Raw genomic sequence first — 17,041 nt, forward strand, 5'->3', positions numbered from 1 at the left:
GCTACAGACCTCTCCCAGCCTCTGGGAGAGGTCTGGACTGACGGCCTCCAAGCGTATCGACAGATGGAGTACACTCACCAGATCGTCGTGCACGACGAGACGTATGTCTCGCCCGACGGCGTCCATATCAACCAGGTTGAATGCCTCTTTTCGCTTGTCAAACCATGGCTACGGAAATTTCGCGGCCTGTCCAAGCACGGCTTGGAACAGGCCGCTCACACATTTGGACTCATCCGCTCATTGAATCTCGCCGGCGCATCCCTCCTCAGCGTCATCGACTGCCTTGCTATGGGGGCATTCCACAGCTCTACATAAGAGCGACTCGCCATACTCTCAAGGATGCACGATTTCCATTCAGAGTAGATTCAGATCCACTCCAAAATACGCCCTTTAAACATCAGGAGGACAACATTATAGATCATATGGCTGGCTAACCGTTAAATACCTACCTTCGAATCAATTGTCTCCCCCTATGGGAACAAGCCAGCATACTCAAGAGCAATCACCGCCCAAGCAAGCAACCCTCTCTGTCAGTAATATTGGCGGCATCGACGAAACAGAGGTGGCGTTCGAACAGGGAGTGACCGTTCTCTCCGGTCGCAACGCAACAAATCGAACGTCCCTACTCCAAGGGATCATGGCGGCACTCGGCAGCGATCAAGCAAGCCTCAAAGCAGACAGCAAAGAGGGACAAGCTGTTCTCGAGTTCGGTGAAGAAACCTACCAGCAGACGCTCCACCGACGGAACGGCACAAGCGTTACTGAAGGCGACCCGTATCTCGATGATCCGGAGATCGCGGATCTGTTTGCATTCCTACTCGAGTCAAACGAAGCTCGCCAAGCTGTTGCTCGCGGCGATGACCTGCGTGATCTGATCATGCGGCCGGTCGATACCGATGCGATCAAAGCTGAAATCCAACAACTCGAGCAGCGGAAAAACCAGATCGACAATGAACTCGACGAACTCGATAATCTCGAGAATCAACTTCCCGACCTCGAAGCTAAGCGAACCCGGCTGATTGACGAAATCGAAGAACTTCACGACGAACTCGAAACTGCCGAGGAAGAACTCGAGGCCGCGAATACCGACGTCGAAACCCGGCGTGAGGAACAATCCGAACTCGATGAGAAACTCAATGAGCTTCGGGACACGCGTTCGGAACTCGAACGAGTTCGCAACCGAATCGAGACCGAACGCGAGAGTATCGAGGCACTAGAAAACGAGCACGAGGATGTCGAAGCCGACCTCGAGGAGCTGCAGGCAGGTGGAGAAGCGAATCTCGGTCGTCTCGAAGCTGAAATCGAGACGCTCCAGACGGAGAAAAACGAACTCAACGAAGAAATTTCGCAGCTTCAGCGGACGATCCAATTCAACGAACAGCTGCTGGAGGATCCCGGAGAGTTCCTTGGCGGCGAGGCGGACAACAACGACGGTCCTGTCACCGATCAGCTACTCTCCGATGCCGATTCGGGGACCGTCACGTGTTGGACCTGTGGTTCTTCGGTCGCCACCGACCAAATCGAAACTACGATCGAGCAGCTCCAGTCTGTATACGAGGACCGGCTCAACGAGCGGTCGGAAATCAACGACGACCTCGAGGAGAAACGAGCGACGCTTAACGAAATCGAGGAGAATCGCTCCGAGTATCAGCGAGCCAATCGCCGTCTCGAGTCGATCGATGAGGAAATCGAACGCCGGCGTGACCGCGTCGAAGATCTCACAGATGATCGAGAGGCCTTCACAGAAGAGATTACTGAACTCGAGACTGAGATCGATGACCTCGAGACCGATGACTCCGAAGACATTCTCGAGCAACACCGCGAAGTCAACCAGCTCGAGTTCGAGATCGAACGAAAGGAAAGCGAACGCGATGATGTCGAAGACAAAATCGCGTCAATCGAAGAACGGCTCGATGACCGCGAGGGGCTTCAGGATCGTCGTGAAAAGACAACCGAAGAGTTAGCCGATCTTCGAACCCGTATCGATCAAATCGAAGACAGTGCGGTCGAGGAATTCAACGAGCACATGGAGAGCCTGTTGGAGATTCTCGAGTATAGTAATCTCGAGCGGATCTGGATCGATCAGACAACACGTGACGTTCGCGAAGGCCGACGCAAGGTAACGAAATCGTCGTTCGATCTCAAGATTGTCCGTAGTACTGAGGGGAGAACAGCCTACGAAGATTCGATCAACCACCTCAGCGAAAGCGAGCGTGAAGTTACTGGACTTGTCTTTGCGCTTGCAGGATATCTGGTTCACGACGTCTACGAGACGGTTCCGTTCATGCTGCTGGATTCGCTCGAGGCAATTGATTCCGAACGCATCGCAACCGTTGTGGAATACTTTGAATCGTATGCACCGTATCTTACTGTTGCGCTACTTGACGAAGACGCACAAGCCCTCGAGGACAGACATAAGATGATAACTGAAATTTGAATTCAAGTAGATAAATTAGCAGCTTCAGACACACCTCTATCGATTTGTTGTGTGAGAAGCACCCAATCATTGGAGTCACCCCTATCGATTTGTTCCCAGGTTCGAGAGGATAGGACTCCCACACACACCCACCTCTATCGATTTGTTCCGAGGGGAGTTATTGCTATAGCTGGGTGTTTACCACTGCACGAAGCTCCTCGTCATGTACGTCATCAAGACGTGAGTCTTCTCGCAGTGTTTCGATAATTGTGTTTGGATTTTCACCAAACGTGAACTCGAGATAACTTCCAGAATGGGGCCCCTGACTCTTCCGCTCTGTCTCAACTAGAGAATATGTTGTGAGTTCTTTCATTTTGTTCACATACGTCTCTTGGTGATACTGGTCAGAACTGAGAGTGCCCGTAAGATACTGATATACTCGATACCCATGCGGACTCTTAGCAGCTCCAGTTCCAGTTTCGCGAGCAACTGCAGCCGTCGCAAAGAGACACAACTTTTTCTGAGTACTGATTCCACGAGTCACTTCTAAAACGCGATTCTTTTCGACCTTGTCCTGAGCCTTCCGAATATGTTCCTCACGAACCTGGTCTGCGCTCGCTTTTTCCGCGATGGATCCGGCTGTTCGCACGAGGTCGATTGCTTTCCGTGCGTCTCCGTTGGTCTGTGCGGCGAAGGCTGCTGCTAGAGGGATTACGTCGTCACTGAGCGCGCCTTCATGAAAGGCGTCCTCCCGGGCACGAAGGATTGCCCGAAGCTGATTGGCATCATAATCACTAAAGTGGACGTCCTCAGGCGTGAAGGAGCTCAGTGCTCGGCTACCTACGTTTTCCATCATTTTTGTGTCGTTAGTGATGGCAGTCACAGACACCTGAGCTGAGATTTCGTTTGTGCTATTGGCGCGAGAAAGCTGGTAGAGAAGGCGAGAAAAAGCAGGTTCATCCTTGTCTCGACGACCGACAAGCATATCGAGCTCATCAAGTATGAAGACAACAGTATCATAGTGTTCATTGATCAAACGATAGAGTTCACGCCACTTTTTCTTGTTCGGAATTCCATGCTCTGGGACCTCAACAGTTGCTTCAGCATCGTTTGCAACTTTTCGGGCTAATTCGTAGACAGCAGATCCAAGAGTGCCAATGTTCTGGCAATTCATCTGAATTACACCAAATCTAATATCACGGCTTTCGCAGAGTTCGACGATGTTCGAACAGACTGCATTGATAATAAGCGATTTTCCGGTCCCGGATGGGCCATAGAGAAGGAGATTTGGCGGACGCTCGTTCCTTATAGCGACACGGAGATGCTGAGTGATGTCGGTGAGTTGGGAATCACGGCCGACGATACGCTCTTCGTCAACGATCTCGTTTGGTTCGAGAAGAGATCGGTTCTTGATGAGCGTTGCAGATTCTTCTTGCTCGAGGATTAAATCTTTGATAGAACCCGTAGACTCGGATGTTTCTTTGGGACCGGGATCTGTGGGCATATTCAATGACACTCAATCCCAGTACTAAAATATTCCCCTGTCGATTTCTTTTCTATAGCTATAGGGCTTAAAGGCTGGAAACTAGGATGATCCAGTTATTGCTCAGTGAACCTCTGACGATTTGTTGTATGGTGCTTTGTTGTATTGTTCGTAGAGATAACAAGACACCCTCACACCGCTATCGATTTGTTTTCTTCTAAGAGTGGGTAGGGGTGTCGACCTCCTTCTATCGTCTCTCTGCCAATGATTCTATAGTATCATCAATCTCTGCTACTTACTTCTAGTTCTAGTTACTAGACTAGCTAGAAGAACACACCCCTATCGATTTGTTTTAGTAGGACGAAGTCTGCTGATTTGCCTTCCTTTTGTGGTTTAATAGCTATCGAACCGCGTATCGCAACTGGAGTTGTTGTCGTTTACTACTTCTCTAATGTCTCTCCAGATTCAGGCAGACCCCTCTATCGATTTGTTCTATCTCAACGCTTGCTCTGGAAAGATGATGAGTATAGGTACATAAATGGATACAGCACGAGGCGTCAGACCTCTCTCCTCTCTATGAAATTTATTGTTTTCTCACATCCCCATCTCCTTATCCAGCGTAGAACAAATCGATAGCGGTGTGGGTGTGGTCTAAATAGTATCTGAAAATCATTTCTATCCTATCTCATCCTACAGCCGTATGGTCTTCCGGGTAGAACAAATCGATAGAGGTGTCTCTGTCTTCGGGGAAGGATCTATTGCGGCATGATCAGATTATAGAAATCATGATTTCCGAAATCACGATTTCCAAAATTCTGCTTTCCAAAACCAGGATACTATATACTCTACACGAATGAATCCATACTATGGACTCGTTCGTTGATCGAGAACAGGAACTTGAGGAACTGACGAGCCGATACAATTTGGACCGCGCTGAATTCGTTGTCCTATACGGGCGACGTCGACTCGGTAAGAGCGAGCTCGTCCGTCAGTCGATTGCTGACCGGGATGATGCAGTCTACTACCAGGCGATCGAGTCGACTGCACAAAATCAACTCGAGCAGTTTGTTGACGTAGTTACAGACCAATTTCCTTCCCTCGAAAATATTCGCCGAGACTGGGAAGCACTACTCGGTGCATTAGGTGATCAGAATGCAGTCGTCGTTATCGACGAGTTTCCGTTTCTCCTCGAGGAAGATGATTCACTTCCTTCACGGATTCAGCGAGTCTGGGACACGCAACTTCAGGAGACAGGAATAACGCTCGTACTTGTCGGTTCCTCAATTAGCGTAATGGAGGATGAAGTGCTTGCTGGCAACAGTCCATTGTATGGCCGTCGAACAGCAACTATTGACCTGAAACCTCTCTCTGTCGGGAACACAAAGGAGTTCTACCCACAGTACGACGATGAAGCCGTTGTTATAGCGTGGGCGATCTACGGTGGAACGCCATACTATCTTCAGACCATTGACCCCACTGAGGCACTTGCAGCAAATGTCCAGCAGTCTATTCTCTCAGAACGTGGTCTCCTGTACTCTGAGCCGGAATTTCTCCTTCGAACAGAGCTTCGACAACCGAATACCTACTTCAGTATTCTCCGAGCCTTGGCGCATGGCCGCCGAACCCCCAACGAAATCGCTGGAATGGCTGGCGTCGAGTCCCAGTCACTGAGTACGTATCTTCAGAAACTACGTCGGCTTCGGCTTGTTGAACGTCACATCCCGGTAACTGAATCACCGACATCGTCAAAGCGAGGTCGATATCGGCTCTCTGCGCCACTGTTCAGATTCTGGTTTCGGTTCGTCTATGGGAATCAGGATCGGCTTCGGTTATTAGACGACGACGCATACGACGAGCTCGTTGCTCCTGAGCTATCGGATTATGTTAGCCCACTTTTTGAACGACTTTGCCAGCGAGCCCTCCCTAATCTGATCGACCGCCGATTCCATACTGTCGGTCAATGGTGGTTCAAAGAGCACGAATTGGACGTCCTCGGATTGACTGACGACGGACTAGTCGCTGGTGAGTGTAAGTTCACGTCATCTCCTGTCAGTGAGGGTGTTCTTGCAGACCTAGAGCGAACTGCCGGACACGTTCGTTGGTCAGGCGAGCCAGCGGATGCGACGGTACAGTATGTTCTGTTTAGCCGATCTGGATATACTGATGATCTTCGCCAGCAGGCCACGACTCGAGATGATGTTGTGCTCTACGACCTTGCTGACGTTGTGGGTGCTTCTGCTGAGTGAGATGTTCGGTTTGGTAATTAACCTGGACAACTTCGAGACGATTCGCACAGGTCGCTCTTACGCAAAGCTACGGAAAAGTCAGTGCATCCCGCCGACGTATGGCGGATATGTCTCACACCCAGCCAGCCTTCGGCGGGATGCTTCGGAACTTAATCGATGACGGTATCTTAGAGCTTCGGACCGAGCCGCTCGACGCCCTCGTCGAGCGGCGTCTCAAACATCTCTGGGAGCATACACCGTGTCCTCAATGCGGAAATCGGTCGATCAGAACGTGGGAGAACGTTGATCGTGTCTGGTGCCGGAGCTGCCAGTTCAAACCCGCCTACACCTACGGCACACCCTTCAGTGAGAAGGACCTCACCTGCGGGGAGGTCCTTCTCGCGTTCATTCTCTACGCTGATACGCTACTCAGCATCAATCAAATCGCGATTGTGCTTGATCGCGCGTACAACACGATTCACACCGCTATCCGTGACCTGGAAGCCGCGCTCGAGCGCGGCTTCCCGGTTGTCTGGAACCGACTCAAACAGCCATACAGCGGCCCGTTACAGGTCGACGAGAGTGGAAAAGTGTGCTCGGGATACAAAGGTCAAGACCCGCCGCGGCCCGGACGGGCTCGCGGCGGGTCGTCTCGGAGTGGGCGAACACGATGGCAAGGACGTCACGGCGACCAATTGACGCTCGTCGCGGCCTGCCGCGACGAGCTCACTGTCATTCGTGCAAAGAAAGGAATCCGCTACGAGGGTGATCTTGAGCCGCTGATTACGGAGGCTGAAGACCTCTCCCAGCCGCTGGGAGAGGTCTGGACCGATGGACTGCAGGCATATCGGTGGATGGAATACGATCACCGGACGGTCATCCACAAAGAGCAGTACATTTCGCCGGACGGCGTCCATATTAACCAGGTTGAGTGTCTCTGGTCACTCTTGCATCCGTGGCTGCGGAAGTTTCGCGGCCTGTCCAAGCACGGCTTGGAACAGGCCGCTCACACCTTTGGCTGCGTCTGGTCATTGAACAACATCGGCGCGTCGCTCTTCGCACTCATCGATTGCTTCACCCCCGGTCGTTTCCGTAGCTTTGCGTAAGAGCGGCACAGGTTAACCAACACGCTACGAGATCTCATCCGTGTTGGTTAATTTGCATGCGCTACTTGGATCCGGTGATCTGATCCCTAATATGGATATTCGCTTCTAGAGCCTGTAACAGATGTCTGTTACAGATAACTGTAGCAGATAGAAAGTACGGAATAAGATAACAGACTTCTGTAACAGACATAAGCAACAGACGTATGTCACGTACTATTGGGACAGGCATGTATTATGTACATTTGTTAGTAGTATCTGTCTCTATAATCTGCCCCAAATGTCTGACACAGATTTAAGTAATGAGTGACTGTACCTGGTACTGATGATAACAGCAGTCGTCTATTCAGAGTCAGGCGGAACGTTCAAAACAACGACGACAGCTAACCTCGCAGTCAGTTTAGAGCGAATGGGACTGGACGTCTGCGCCATTGACCTCGATCCACAAGAGGGAAATCTCACAACCCTGTTTGACGTTGGCGAACACCGAAGTGATCCGGATGCAGACAATCTCGTAAAGCACGTCCTGGAAATGCCTGATGGGGCATTTGAAGACCTCATTGAAACTTCAGATGAAGGGGTCGATGTAATTCCAAGTCACGATATGCTTGGTGACTTCACGTCTAATCTTGAGCAGAAAATCGCCTATGAGACAGGGATGAAGAACATGACCAAAGAGGAGTTTCCACGGTACGAGTTGCTGTATGATCTGTTATGGAACGAGCAGCAACTACATGAGCAGTACGATGCCGTTCTCATCGATCCAAACGCTCGAGCGGAAGATCTTCTGTACAATGCGATCTATGCTATGCGGACACTGGTTGCACCAGTCAAACCAGCTGGAAAAGGCAATCTGAGTCTCGACGGGCTCGAGGAACTCGTCACGAACATGGAGACGCAACTGGGAATTGAGGTTGGGCTTTCGTGTGTCGTTCCCTCTGGTGTCGGGCAGACCAACGCTCATCAACAGTACTCTAAGCGGTTCAAAAACACAGATAACTATGCGACTCCCGTTGCGATTCCGGACCGCGAGAGTTTGATGGATACGATGTGGGAAGCGCGTGGTTCTGCATACAAGGTTATCGAAGAGCGCTGGAAAACCTTCGAAAAAGATGGAGAGATGGTAAGCGAGCCCGGTCAGCGACGAATTCGCGACCGCGAACTTGAGACAGCTCGGGACATCTATGAACTGGCCGCATTTATCGCAAGCGAGACGTTCGACGCTGAAATTGATTCTGAATTAGTACTTGATATCGAGGGGCACGAGAAAAGAATCTTCGATCTTCATGACGACGTTGAAACAGAGGTGACGGTCTAATGAAGGAAGGATCTGGGAATTTGGATTTCAGCCAAACAAGTGATGATGCCGAAACTGAATCAGAGTCCAAATCGCAGGCCAATGGCGAGAGCAGCGCTGAACAAGTGACGCCCCAGTCCCAGCAGGTACAGAGCACCTCAGAAACGACTAGCAGTCAATCCACATCTGTCACTGATTCTCAGCAGGACCCACAAGGGTACCCATACTTTGTCCGTCGGTCTAACGTTGGAGACGAACGAGACAATCGGCTCGAGGGCCATCTGAGGTCGGAAGTAAGCAATCAAGAGTCCGAATTTCGGAGTGCCCTTGCTAGCGCTCTCGAAACAGACGAAGTTCCAAAAACAGATGCGAGAGAGTTCGCCCTCAAGTACGCATTTGAGAACCCAGAAGATGTTGCTGAACTAATGCGCGATGAGGGATTTGGATTACTCGACTGACTTTTGATAGCGGGCACATCGATTACCATCTTCTTCGCGATCGAACGCCTTAGCCCTGCTAAATCCTGGTTAGCATCTTCTACCACGCTTCTGGGATGTAACGCGTCTACAAACGAATCGCGGTAGAATCAGATGAAATCCGAGGCGAATTCTGTCTAATCTATGCGGCAATCTGTGATTCGGGGAGCAAGATGTGCTGAAAGCCGCGCAACACGCGGTTTTGGGCCCAGAATGCGAGTCCTGCGGCTTGCCGCAGGCGAGCGACGATGAGCGCTCTCAACTCAGCCGCCTTGTCGAAGTGATTGACCGACCGCCCGGACGAACGTCCTGGCGGTCACGACCGGCGGCGACCTGATCTCGCGGTCTGTTCCGACCTTCACCAAATAATCGGTGAGTCTCCAGAGATTATACAACAGTGCTGCGAAGGTGAAGCTAAACAACCGAACACGGTAGTCCTTCGAGGACGTCTTGGGCAGAAACGCCTTCACCGACTTGTACTGGTTCTCAATGTCCCAGCGCCGGCTGTAGCTGTTGGCAACGTGCTTGATCTCGTCGAGAGCGACGTGATCACGGTTGGTCACGAACACGGCATAGCTTCCTTCAGCCTCCTCGTCAGTCGCTGGCACGTACAGAAACTCCGCTGTATGGTGGAGTTCGCCATCAATGGCGAACGGAACATCGTGCTTGACAGCGGCGTCAACTCCTTCTTTGCTCTTGATTTTCCCGATCGACTCGTAGTCTTCTTCGTACTTCGGCACTGGCGTCATGTACACAAGCCCGCGGTCGTGGATCGTCGCGTACACCTCGTTGCTGTAGAATCCCCGGTCCAGGAGCACTTCGTCGAGATCGACGTACTGCTGGGCTCTGTCCAGCAGTACGTCAACTATGTCTGCCTTCGAATCAGCCGGGGCATCTTCCGGTTCCCATCCAGAGCGTTCCTTGACCGGCTCAATACCAAGGATGATGGGGACTTCGTTCCCGACGATCGTGATCGTCGCGAACGTGTATCCGTACTTGATCTCGCCGTCATCTTTGTACCCGCTCACCATGGGAGGATACTCTGCTTTCGGGATTTTTTCGTCCTTGTCGATCCACGGCCAGACGTGATAGGGAACGTGTGTGAAATCGACGGCCGCCACGACGTGGCGGTCGTCGAACGGATCCTCGTGACGAATCGTCTGGAGGATGTTTTCGGTCGCTGCATCGAACGACGTCATTACAGCCTCCCGGTACAGTTCGGTGAATGCGACGATATCTTCGATCTGTAACTCCTGAACGGAGCCAGTTACTTCCTCGTCGGTCGGCGTCGCAAACTGCTTGATGACTCGGAGAAACGTTGAGTCGTCACAAACCTCGTTCTCCTCGAGAAACCAGCCAGCTTCTCCTTCCGAGTGAGCACTGCCTTGTGTGAGACACGCGTTGGCGAACAGATCAAGGATCTGTTCGTCCTCGTAAACCCTGTTTTCAGCCCTGTCAGAGTCGAACTCGGCGAAGCCGTGTCGGCGAGCGAGTTCGACGACTTTGCTGCCGTGCTCGCGCACATGTGCGCGAGATACTGCCGAATCGGTTTCATCGTCGTCAGCTTCTTCTTCGTCTTCGTCCAGGTCGATCGGAACCAGCGCGTCAGAGATAACGTCATGATCGCGGGCTTCAAGCGCTATTCCCTTCGCAGCGGCTTCGAGCGTGGTCTTCGTTTGGTCGCTGAATTGGCTCCAAGCATATGAGAGGTTCTGCTGAGTCGGTACCTTCCTCAAGCCCAGGTGCTTCAGCAGTGCTGGACGGTTCTCAAGGCGATCTGCGACCTCGCTCTGAGCGAGGTCGTAGATCGTTCGGTAGATGTAGATCCGTGCCATCGACTCAGTTCCGAACGTGACCTTGTGCTGTTGACGGGCGTCAGTCAGTCCATCGATGGGAATCGAGACGTCTCCGAGAACACGCCAGAGATGATCAGCTGTTTCACAGACTTTCTCGGCGTGGAGGACGATCGCCCCCGCCAAGGCGGGGGCATCGTCGTCAACGGCGGGCGTGATGTCAGGGTTCATTGGGTTGCTCCGGTGTGATGAAACCGATGAAGGGGCGCCCTATTAGCACCCACACTGGAGCTCACACCGAACAATTATTTTTGCGCGCTCGGCCTTACTCTAAGTATGGTTGAAGAAGGCTCTCTTGCCGGATCACTACCAGACCGCCCTCTCAGGAATACTGAGAGAGACGCACTCGAACGACATGACCGTATCCAGTCAATAATGCCTCAGGACATAAAATTCGATCCAGAACACGGAGAGATAATGGACACTGCACTGTTCATTGGCGACGACTGGGTCACAGCCGTGACCTACGAAGCAGGTCACGGCTGGAAAGTGATCTACAAGAGTGATATGGACGACAATATCCTCGCCGATGGCTATCTTCGAAGCGAGGAGCTCTATGATGAGCATCCAATTCAGCAAGGAATGGATGCTATGAACGCTGTCGCATCTGAAGACGAAGAATAAGAACTTCCTCACAAACGGTTTCTCTCAACCTCTCCGAGGACGATAGTGAGAAGCTTATCAATAGACTGGTGGTTTGTAGAAATCCACATCCCGAACTTGTGGTATCTCCCGGGGAGAGGTAATTTATATATCGGAATATAGTTCACAAATTCTCGTATTGGCTCTTAGTATACTCGAGATGGTCTGAGACGGCAGAATTCCAATTTCTCGAGGGCCTTGGTTAAAGGGCGATTTAACCATGGGAATTTACAAGGGCCGACACTGTACCCCACGTACGAATGTCTACCCCGACTGATCAGCAGGGTTCTGCTATTCGAGAAGTGGTTTCTCGTTATCTCGAGCGCTCGATCAAATCCGACGGCTCGAAGGCGACTATGCGGCCGGCACTCGAGCGATTCACTTCGTTCTGCCAGCGTGAGGAAATTGATGAGATCCGTGAGCTCGAGGCAGGCGACCTTCGGGAGTTCGGGTATACGCTCCGCGAAGATCAGGTCGACGGTAAGATTGCAGCGTCGACAGCGAACACGTACTTCGCATACGTGCGTTCGTTCCTCTCATTCTGTGTTCGGGAGGAACTGCTTGACGCGAACCCAGCGAAGACAAATAAGGCGACTGAGTATCTGCCTGAGGATACGAGCGATTCCTCGAGTCAATTCTGGACGCCGGAACAGCGCCAGGTGATCGTGAATTATGCGACCAAACGCGTCGATATGGCGAATGATGGTACGATCCGAACGGACCCGTTGACGGCCTCGAGGGATCGGACGATCGTGGTGCTGCTCGCTGAGACTGGTGCGCGAGGTGCAGAGTTGTTCGACGACTCGAAGGACGAGAAACGCAACGGTGTTACCTGGGGCGACGTCAACCTCGAGAAACATGTTTTGTCCGTCTTTGGGAAGTCTCGCAATCGTGAAGAGGTCCCACTACCGAAGGCTGCTCGCGATGTGCTTGAGCGCCACCGGAAATACGTCGCCCCGCCGACTGACGAATGGCCGGTGTTCCCAACCGGCCATTTTCAGTCGAAACGCGGTGTTCTTCAGGTTGAGCTCGGTGAAGATCAACTATCAAAGGCGCTTGAGGAGAGAGGCGACGCGTCGAAGACAGACGTCCTCGACGACCTGCTTCGTAAATACGAGATTGCACCGCCGTCAATTTCCAAAGAGGGGGCACGGCGGGTGATGAAACGCCTTACTGACGAGGCGAACATCGAACTTGAGGACAGACACGAGTATCTCAAACCGCACGGAGCACGTCGCGGACTCGGCGCTGAGTTGTACGCGCTTGGCGAGTCCGAAAAGGCCCAACAGGTACTACGGCACAAATCGATCGAAACGACTCACGAGGCCTATAGTGACCTCAAAACGAAAGATCTCGCTCAATCGATCGACGAAATACGGAGAAGGTAAAACCGACTTCGTTACTAACGTACTGCTGTCACACTTGAGAATCATCCAAAGTTCTTTAAAACAGATGCTCCTCAAGCCTGCCGGTAGGAAGAGAAACGGATCATCTGTGAGATAGGTTAAATATTCACAAATCCCAGAATAGACACTATATATAAAATTTAATATGTGGGGGATCGGGATTCTATAATATGTCCATAGAATCTGATCCCTTACTACAGGAAACTCAACGGGTTCTTGAGGACCAGATTCAGATTATTCAGGAGCAGCAGGCTCAGGCCACTCGAATAATTCGTGTTGGATTGACCACAGCAGGTTTGATTTTGACGCTATTATCTATTGCTGCGTCTTCAGGATTTCTTTCTGTTCCATCACTCAGCGAGGCTATAAATGAAATTAGTTCGCCGATAATGTTGACTATAGGTTTCATATCTTTGTTTATGATGCTCATTGTACTGAGAGTTTTCTCTCCGGCTATGGCAGTTCTATCGCCGGAAGCTGCTGAATCATCCATTTACCAGTTCATCACTTGGCGTCCTATATTTAGCCGAGAAAAGACTGCTGTAAGCGAGCTAATTGGCAAGGAATACTCAGATGTTTTTGGAGATCGAATTAGCCTTCGAACTGGACTTGATGCGGACAAGGTTCTAGATATGAGTGGTGGGGACCACTCCCAAGATGACATAATTGAATATCATTCCGGGGGTATTAAAGGGAACGAAGCTATTATAGAAATGAATCGAAGACATTTATCACAAATCTATCGTTCTGCTGCGGTGGCATCATTCTTCCTAGCTGTCGGAGTAGGATATTCTCTATTCATTCCACTGTTTTTTGATATTGCCTAAGAGCTATAGTAATCCTCAGAAATTTCTGTACACGGCTGCCGATGAGATGGTGAAGTTCGACAGATAACCGCTGAGTACGATCGTTTGTACTGCAAAGACTTCCAGATTCTACTATACTACTGGATACGACCTCTATATTTAGCAGGCATCTCTTGACAGATATCGGAGAGACCGGTTTCTGCGCCGTTGTCTGCTTTCCCTATACTGATCATTAGAGGGCCTGGTCGAGATTGTGAACGAGACTTGCAAGAGCGAACTCACGAAATTACGTCCACTAGCGGCGTGATCGACGAATGCACCATATTTCCGCTTGAGTCGATATTCACTGTTTCGCTCTAACTCCGTTGGCCGTAGAGGTCGGTATCCAACCAAGCGTTCCACGCTTTCTGAAGTGAGCCGAACTCATGATGTTTGATGAGTAGACGAATCTCGTTCTCGCGTGCTATTGTGCGAGTCTGCTGATCGTCGTATCCCTTGTCTCCGAGCAAAACCTCGAGTTCAGCTGCGTTGCGGTTGATAAGCAATGGTGCAGTTTGGGTATCGTGTTTTCGGGTCGTTGTGATGTGGAGATCGAGGATCGCGCTTGCTCTCATATCGACTAAGAGCGTGACTTTCAGCTGCTGGATCGTTAACTCCGCCCGTTTCGTGTAGTGCTTTGAGGCATGATTTCGGACGAATCCCGAACTGTCGATCCCCGCAACACCGTTAGTTGGGAGCAGCGAAACAGATAGATTGAGAAGCACCCACCAAGCCGCCATATCGAGTCTATCGAACGCTTTGCACAGCGTTGACGAGGCAGGAAGTTTAGTGAGATTGATCATGTTCCGAATANCCCACCAAGCCGCCATATCGAGTCTATCGAACGCTTTGCACAGCGTTGACGAGGCAGGAAGTTTAGTGAGATTGATCATGTTCCGAATACGGGGCATTTCAATGAGTTTGTCGAGGAGCGTTCGATACATCATATTTTCTGAGCTTGAGATATAGCAGAACAACATGCTGATGAATCGAGTAGGGGCGTTTCGAGAAGTTCGGGGAGTCTTGAGCCACAGCACATCGCGCTAACTGAAATGCACCCTCGGCAAATCGGAGCAAGCGAGACGTTGAGTGGGTCTGTATCTACTCAAACCATCAACCAGACATATGTCTACATAATCATTCTAATAAGCACACAATTCTCAAATGAGAGGACACCTATGAGCAGAACCTCCATTTTTAGAAGGCACCGAATAGGGTCCCTCCGAGCGTGAACATTAACAACTCGAGTAGCCAGGATGCCAATCTATCTCAATCCGAGTGCAGACCTGACTCATTGGGATGGCTCAATTAGACAGAGAACCTAACTGCTCTTGATATTCAAGTCAAGTTTCATCCCACTCTACAGAAAGACGATGAACACAATAGCATCCTATTTAGAGTGCTTGGCACCTATTCATCTTCAGCGTCTGCGGCGTCTCGCCACTGACGCAAGATGTCGTCCGCCCAGTTCCCACTATCAAACTGCAGTTGCTTTCCGGCTAGCACGTCCTCAGCGACTCCCTGTACCTCATCAGCATTGCCCGGCTGCCAGCCTTTTTGACTTACTAACCATGCACGAATCGTAGTTGGATCGAACTGGTGGCCGTTCTGATGAATGATTCTGAACATCTCAATCGCTTTTGAACGATCAGATGATTGAGTAAGGCCCGAAGATACGTTGACCATCATGTGAAGACTCTCAAGGGCTTCCTTGACGACAGGATCAGTAATACGGGGTTGAGTACCACTCGACGTACTCCCAAGCTCTGTAGCTCCCCATTGGTCAATCCAGAATTGAACTTCGTCTCGATTCCAAGGGATAACCAACACGTCGGTGATCCCCCTCATTTCATCGATTTTATTGAGGAGGTCCTTATCGGGATAGAGTGCGAGAGCGGGACCGCTACCTCGACTACTTGCATCGATTCTCTTCGTGACTAAGTGGAGTTCTCCTTCATCAAGTTTGACGTGCTTCGTTTCCTTGAACTGCTTTACTACGTCCTCACCGATAACCTTCGAGATCGTACCGTCCAAGGCTGATTTCGTATTGACTGCGATGATGGCATGTTGATTGTCGTCGCTCTCATCACTGTGCGTTAACAACCATTGAAAAGCACGCTTAATTGCCTCTTCGTCTGGCCCATGTGCGTCAATATACTGCGCCGTCCGTTTAGATTCCATACGTATCCTCCATTCGGATACCACAAATACCTGAGGAAGGGATTTATTATCACGACGGATGATTTCGATCTATGGTATCAGTTCGGTTTGGAGATGTTTCGCACCTGTATTGGCAAGTCGGCAAAGCGATGGATGCTGGACACCCCCCCTCAATCGAGGAAATCCGAGACGCACTTGATTCACGGGACATTACAACGTTCCTCGATCAGTACCCTGAGGTTGATCTCTCTCTGTATGGAAGCCCTCCGATATGCTCGCTAGACGAATTGGATGCGGCTCTTGAACAGTGGAGTGCCGCCAGTGCAACTGATCTGTCTCTCTCTGATGATGCCAACGGGTTAGCCTATCTCGCAGGAGTGATCGTCAACTTGCTCCAAAATGGAAGTTGGAAGGACAACCGTGGCCGGGAGATTGATATAACGAATCTCGAAATGGACGTCAGCATTTAATCGGACCGGCTGCGCTCCAATCATTCAACTGAATGTGAGTGATTAGAGAAAGACGGAGTTAATAGCGAGTACTCTTATTCCTCGTTAGCTTCCACTACGCGTAGAGCGTCGCTGACCGTCCCTGTCTCGAAGTACTCGTTGCTCGCCCACCCCCGGAGGACGGCTGCCGTCGTTGATCCATCGCGGTCTGCGCGCTCTTCGGCACAGATTCGAAAGAGGTTATCTGGGTGTTCTCCGGGCTTTGCAGTCGTTATTTCGACATTCCATTCTTCATAGCGAATTGGGTACCACTCTTCGTCTGCATTGTCGAGATACGACGCGAAAATCCACGAAACAAGGCCGCTGTGGTCATCTTCAAATTCGCTCTCAATGTGGTTCTCTAAATCGGGGGTTGGTGTAAGCGTGATACTGATCTCTTGACGAGCTTGGATGTGCGATCTCACGGTGAACTCACTGGCCTCAACATCACGGTGCGTGATTTCTCCCTCCTTGTAGGCGAACGGTTTCTCAACTGGCCCCTCGGCGGTGAGCAGTAACGTATCAGTGTTGTTTTCGGTGTTCATAGCCCAGCCATCACAGTGTACATACTTAAGATATGAGTTGAATCCGGAGCCTGCTCCAAGGAAGCCCAGCGATAGATATCCTTAATTCCTTCTATGATGCGA

The 17,041-nt window shown here is 50.8% G+C and carries 13 protein-coding genes and 1 pseudogene; 9 read left to right on the forward strand and 5 right to left on the reverse strand.

Annotated elements, in window-relative coordinates; translation table 11 throughout:
• Both C492_RS07630 and C492_RS07635 read left to right on the forward strand, forming a co-directional pair.
• Positions 1-315: transposase (locus tag C492_RS07630; RefSeq protein ID WP_008422045.1), on the forward strand; the 315-nt coding region annotated here is incomplete at its 5' end.
• A gap of 157 nt (positions 316-472) precedes the next feature.
• The gene (locus C492_RS07635; protein ID WP_008422048.1) at positions 473-2,437 is read left to right on the forward strand and encodes an archaea-specific SMC-related protein; all 1,965 of its coding nucleotides are present in this window, start codon (positions 473-475) and stop codon (positions 2,435-2,437) included.
• A gap of 163 nt (positions 2,438-2,600) precedes the next feature.
• Here C492_RS07635 and C492_RS07640 read toward each other — a convergent pair whose 3' ends face one another.
• Positions 2,601-3,920: an orc1/cdc6 family replication initiation protein gene (locus tag C492_RS07640; protein WP_008422049.1), complete on the reverse strand. Its 1,320-nt coding sequence runs from the start codon at positions 3,918-3,920 to the stop codon at positions 2,601-2,603.
• Between the two features lie 845 nt (positions 3,921-4,765).
• Between C492_RS07640 and C492_RS07645 the strand changes: the two genes are divergently transcribed.
• From C492_RS07645 to C492_RS07655, 3 genes are all read left to right on the forward strand, one after another.
• Positions 4,766-6,145, forward strand: a complete 1,380-nt coding sequence (locus C492_RS07645; RefSeq protein ID WP_008422051.1) for an ATP-binding protein — start codon at positions 4,766-4,768, stop codon at positions 6,143-6,145.
• A gap of 107 nt (positions 6,146-6,252) precedes the next feature.
• On the forward strand, positions 6,253-7,230 hold the full coding sequence (locus C492_RS07650; protein ID WP_049892840.1) for an IS1595-like element ISNje2 family transposase: 978 nt from the start codon (positions 6,253-6,255) through the stop codon (positions 7,228-7,230).
• 322 nt (positions 7,231-7,552) lie between these two features.
• On the forward strand, positions 7,553-8,545 hold the full coding sequence (locus tag C492_RS07655; RefSeq protein WP_049892829.1) for a ParA family protein: 993 nt from the start codon (positions 7,553-7,555) through the stop codon (positions 8,543-8,545).
• A 718-nt stretch (positions 8,546-9,263) separates the two neighbouring features.
• Here the strand turns inward: C492_RS07655 and C492_RS07660 are convergent.
• Positions 9,264-11,024: a transposase gene (locus C492_RS07660; protein WP_008422057.1), complete on the reverse strand. Its 1,761-nt coding sequence runs from the start codon at positions 11,022-11,024 to the stop codon at positions 9,264-9,266.
• A 105-nt stretch (positions 11,025-11,129) separates the two neighbouring features.
• Between C492_RS07660 and C492_RS07665 the strand changes: the two genes are divergently transcribed.
• The 3 genes from C492_RS07665 to C492_RS23505 all read left to right on the forward strand — a co-directional run bounded on the left by C492_RS07665 (position 11,130) and on the right by C492_RS23505 (position 13,728).
• Entirely contained in the window at positions 11,130-11,477 is a 348-nt protein-coding gene (locus tag C492_RS07665) for a hypothetical protein (RefSeq protein ID WP_239643403.1), read from the forward strand.
• Between the two features lie 374 nt (positions 11,478-11,851).
• Positions 11,852-12,883 (forward strand): tyrosine-type recombinase/integrase, encoded by a 1,032-nt coding sequence (locus C492_RS07670; protein ID WP_239643404.1) that lies wholly within the window; start codon positions 11,852-11,854, stop codon positions 12,881-12,883.
• 188 nt (positions 12,884-13,071) lie between these two features.
• Positions 13,072-13,728, forward strand: coding sequence for a hypothetical protein (locus C492_RS23505; RefSeq protein WP_152424826.1), 657 nt, complete (start codon positions 13,072-13,074; stop codon positions 13,726-13,728).
• 211 nt (positions 13,729-13,939) lie between these two features.
• Here C492_RS23505 and C492_RS07675 read toward each other — a convergent pair.
• Both C492_RS07675 and C492_RS07680 read right to left on the reverse strand, forming a co-directional pair.
• Positions 13,940-14,847 (reverse strand): annotated as a pseudogene (locus C492_RS07675) (IS5 family transposase).
• A 309-nt stretch (positions 14,848-15,156) separates the two neighbouring features.
• On the reverse strand, positions 15,157-15,927 hold the full coding sequence (locus tag C492_RS07680; protein WP_008422065.1) for a DUF1889 family protein: 771 nt from the start codon (positions 15,925-15,927) through the stop codon (positions 15,157-15,159).
• Between the two features lie 71 nt (positions 15,928-15,998).
• On the opposite strand from C492_RS07680, the gene C492_RS07685 reads away from it, so the two are divergent.
• Positions 15,999-16,376 carry a hypothetical protein gene (locus C492_RS07685; RefSeq protein ID WP_008422067.1) on the forward strand — a complete coding sequence of 126 codons (378 nt, stop codon included), beginning with the start codon at positions 15,999-16,001 and terminating at the stop codon, positions 16,374-16,376.
• 74 nt (positions 16,377-16,450) lie between these two features.
• Here the strand turns inward: C492_RS07685 and C492_RS07690 are convergent, their stop codons facing one another.
• Entirely contained in the window at positions 16,451-16,939 is a 489-nt protein-coding gene (locus tag C492_RS07690; protein WP_008422069.1) for a hypothetical protein, read from the reverse strand.
• Between the last annotated feature and the right edge of the window lie 102 nt (positions 16,940-17,041).

This window comes from Natronococcus jeotgali DSM 18795, from assembly GCF_000337695.1.
Classification (GTDB): Archaea; Halobacteriota; Halobacteria; order Halobacteriales; family Natrialbaceae; genus Natronococcus; species Natronococcus jeotgali.